The organism is Serratia sp. ASV30 (genome assembly GCF_016428815.1).
Lineage (GTDB): Bacteria > Pseudomonadota > Gammaproteobacteria > Enterobacterales > Enterobacteriaceae > Chania > Chania fonticola_C.
Map to the genome: position 1 here is coordinate 1 of NZ_JAELTL010000121.1, position 3,761 is coordinate 3,761.

Below are 3,761 nucleotides of genomic sequence, written 5' to 3' on the forward strand. Positions count from 1 at the left end.
GACCGTCGCCCTGGCTGCCAATCAGGACGGTATTCTTATTTCAGCGACTCAGGTACAGACCGCTGGCGTGCTCGATGATCGCTTCTCAGCCGCCGCGGAAGGCCTGGAATATGGTGCTCTGCTGACCGATTCTGGCGTCACTTTCCGAGTCTGGGCACCAACGGCCCAACAGGCAGAACTGGTGATCTACAGTGCGGATAAAAAAGTCATTGGTAGCCATCCGATGACCAGGGATAACGATTCCGGTGCCTGGTCATATCAAGGAGGTCACGACCTTAAAGACGCTTTTTATCGTTACGCCCTGACCGTTTATCATCCGCAATCGCGCAAAGTAGAGCAGTATGAGGTCACCGACCCTTACTCCCATAGCCTCTCCACCAACTCCGAATACAGCCAGGTTGTGGATCTCGATGACAGCGCGTTGAAACCAGAAGGCTGGGACAGCCTGACCATGCCACACCCGCAGACCAGCCAGGCTGATATTGCCAAAATGGTCATCCATGAGTCGCATATCCGCGATCTTTCCGCCTGGGATCAGACCGTTCCTGAACAGGTGCGGGGCAAATATCTGGCGTTGACTGCCACCGATAGCAATATGGTGCAGCATCTCAGGCAGCTTGGGCAAGCTGGGGTAACCCACATTGAATTGCTACCGGTGTTCGATCTGGCAACCGTCAATGAGTTCAACGACAAAGTGGCGGATCTCACCCATCCATTCAGTCGGCTTTGTGAACTGAACAGCGCCGTTAAGCAAAGCCGCTTTGCCGGCTACTGTGGAAGTTCAACCTCCATCGGAGATGTACTAGAAGAACTGAAACAGAATGACAGCCAGGACAACCCGCAGGTGCAGGAATTGAATGGCTATGTGGCTCAGACTGACTCCTACAACTGGGGTTATGATCCGTTCCACTACACGGTGCCTGAAGGCTCTTACGCTACCAATCCCGAAGGCACTGCCCGCATCAAAGAGTTTCGTACCATGGTGCAGACCATCAAGCAGCAACTGGGCATGAACATCATCATGGACGTGGTTTATAACCACACCAATGCGGCTGGCCCAACGGATCGTACCTCGGTGCTGGATAAAATCGTGCCCTGGTATTATCAACGCTTGAACGAAACTACGGGCAGTGTAGAGTCGGCCACCTGCTGTTCCGACTCAGCCCCCGAACACCGTATGTTTGCCAAACTGATTGAAGATTCTCTGGTGGTCTGGAGCCGAGACTACAAGATTGATGCATTCCGCTTTGACCTGATGGGCTATCATCCGAAAGCACAAATCCTGGCTGCCCGGGAGAAAGTAAAATCGGTGAACCCCAGCGTTTATTTCTTTGGTGAAGGTTGGAATTCTGGTCAGGACGATCGCTTCGAAATCGCTTCGCAGATCACGTTAAAAGGCACCGGCATTGGCACCTTCTCCGATCGCCTGCGTGATGCTGTTCGTGGAGGCGGCCCGTTTGACTCTGGTGATGCCTTGCGTCAAAACCAGGGGATGGGTAACGGCGCTGGAGTATTGGCTAACGAGTTAACCCAGCAAAATGAGGATACCGTGCGCCATCTGGCCGATCTGACCCGTCTGGGCATGGCTGGTAACCTGGCTGAATTCCTGTTGATCGATAAAGATGGCTCCGTCAGGAAAGGCAGCGAAATTGACTATAACGGGGCGATTGGGGGTTATGCCAACGATCCGACCGAAGTGGTCAACTATGTTTCCAAACACGACAACCAAACCTTATGGGATATGATCAGTTACAAAGCCGCACGTGAAGCCGATCTCACCACTCGCGTCCGCATGCAGGCGGTGTCACTGGCCACGACGTTGTTGGGTCAAGGGCTGGCATTCGATCAACAAGGTTCAGAACTCTTGCGTTCCAAGTCATTTACCCGTGACTCATATGATGCTGGGGACTGGTACAACCGTGTGGATTACAGCTATCAAGACAACAACTTCAACGTTGGTATGCCACGCATCAGCGATGATGGTGACAACTATTCGCTGATCGCCAGCGTAAAAGATGCGGTTGCCACACCTGGTCAAACAGAGATCGCGCAGATGACCTCGTTCTATCAGGAACTCACTAAACTGCGCCAATCTTCGCCTCTGATTGCCTTGGGTAGCGGCCATGAAGTGATGAAGCGTGTCGATTTCCGTAACACAGGTGCAGAACAGCAACTTGGCTTACTGGTGATGACCATTGATGACGGGGTTCAGGCCGGAAACGATCTTGATCCCCAAGCCGATGCGTTAGTCGTTATCATCAACGCAGCGCCGGAAGCCAGAACGCTTAATGACTTTACCGGTGAAAACCTCACCCTGAGCGCAATCCAACAAAACCTGGGAGCCCGCTCACTCGCCTCCGGCGTCAATATTACCGCTGAGGGCAGCGTTACAGTACCAGCCTGGTCGGTGGCCTTGTTGGTCAAACAACAAGTCGCAGCCCAAGGCTCAGGATTGCCTGTAAGCAGTAAATAAAACGGTCCGTTTCGGGTCACTATCAGGTGGCCCGAAACGAAAGGTTAAACCAACGGAGTCACATCAATCCTGAATATAAGTACAAAGCTATTGACCCGAGTTTTCTGGCAGGATATACCCTTCATACTTTGGCGTTGCCACAGTATTGGCGACACGCCAATAAAACAACCTCTGGCTGTAGAAATCAGCGTCAATGAAAGGTTCAGGGATGTGGACAATAAATCGATAGTAGAGCCAGAAGTCAGCGTCCAGCCAGCCAAGGGGTTGTTTATTCCCCGCTATCTGCTGCCAGTATATGCATTGTTGTTAATAGCGATAGGTTGGTTTTCCGCACAGCACTGGCGTAACAACGAAGCTTTCGCAGCCCCCGCGTTAGCTCAAGTTGCCCCCTCTACCGCGATAAAAACGGTGGTGTCCAGGCAGACGGTCCCCAACGCTGATATAGAAACAGTGCATGATAAAAATAAACCGGCGCAACAAGTGGGATCAGATAAAAAAGCTTCCCCCTCCTTAGCCAGTGATGAATTAGCCCCTTTAAGATATAGCGCGCACATTTACGCATCGGAAGATGACAAACGCAGCATCACGCTGAACGGTCAGCGTTATCAGGAAGGCGACAGCCCGGCCCCCAACCTTACGATTGAGCAAATACAACAGGACGTGACTATCTTTAACTTCAATGGCGAAGTATTCACACTTGACGCGCTCGAGGATTGGCCGGGCGGCAAGGTTGATAGAGAAAGCACCGCCGAAGGATCAGAATAAACCTTACCACCATCCCGTCACTTGGCGCAGGACATCAAGTTGGTCTTCACTAACTGCTGCTGTCTGCACGCAGTTCGGCGGTAAAAGGTGCTAACAGGCTGTTAAAGCTGCTGCACTTGGTTTGTTCCGGCGTGTTGTCTCTCATCAGGCTTTGATAAATTTCCTCACTACGCTGCGGCAAAGCCCCGTAGCTAGAGCTATTCCAGCCCCGTTGCTTGGCGACTTTGTAGGCAACCTTGTCAATGACCGCATCGCTGGGTAAATCACTACGATTGCACTTATATTTTAAATACTTGGTACCAGCAACCACCGACGCCAGCTGTTCTACCTGTTCATTAAGGGGGGTCGGACCCTTTTGCAGAGAAGAACGTGGTTGCTGACACCCCGCAGTGGCCAGCAAAAGCAACACGGGGACAAGACGAAAAACCAGAGTTAACTGCATGATAACTGTCTCTTATACACATCTAAAAAAGGGGGGGGGGGGGGGGGGGGGGGGGGGGGGGGGGGGGGGGGGGGGGGGGGG

The 3,761-nt window shown here is 52.4% G+C and carries 3 protein-coding genes; 2 read left to right on the top strand and 1 reads right to left on the bottom strand.

Features of this window, described 5'->3' with window-relative positions:
• Both pulA and gspB read left to right on the top strand, forming a co-directional pair.
• On the top strand, nt 1-2,473 hold a 2,473-nt coding region (gene pulA / locus JHD74_RS25495), incomplete at its 5' end, for a pullulanase-type alpha-1,6-glucosidase (RefSeq protein ID WP_199063839.1).
• A gap of 210 nt (nt 2,474-2,683) precedes the next feature.
• Nucleotides 2,684-3,238, top strand: a complete 555-nt coding sequence (gene gspB, locus JHD74_RS25500) for a type II secretion system assembly factor GspB (RefSeq protein ID WP_370592715.1) — start codon at nt 2,684-2,686, stop codon at nt 3,236-3,238.
• A gap of 49 nt (nt 3,239-3,287) precedes the next feature.
• Here gspB and gspS read toward each other — a convergent pair whose 3' ends face one another.
• Nucleotides 3,288-3,680 carry a type II secretion system pilot lipoprotein GspS gene (gene gspS, locus JHD74_RS25505; protein ID WP_199063840.1) on the bottom strand — a complete coding sequence of 131 codons (393 nt, stop codon included), beginning with the start codon at nt 3,678-3,680 and terminating at the stop codon, nt 3,288-3,290.
• Nucleotides 3,681-3,761: the final 81 nt, after the last annotated feature.

Coding starts and splice junctions, on each gene's coding strand:
- gspS (WP_199063840.1), bottom strand. CDS start 3,680: ATGCAGTTAACTCTGGTTTTTCGTCTTGTCCCCGTGTTGCTTTTGCTG.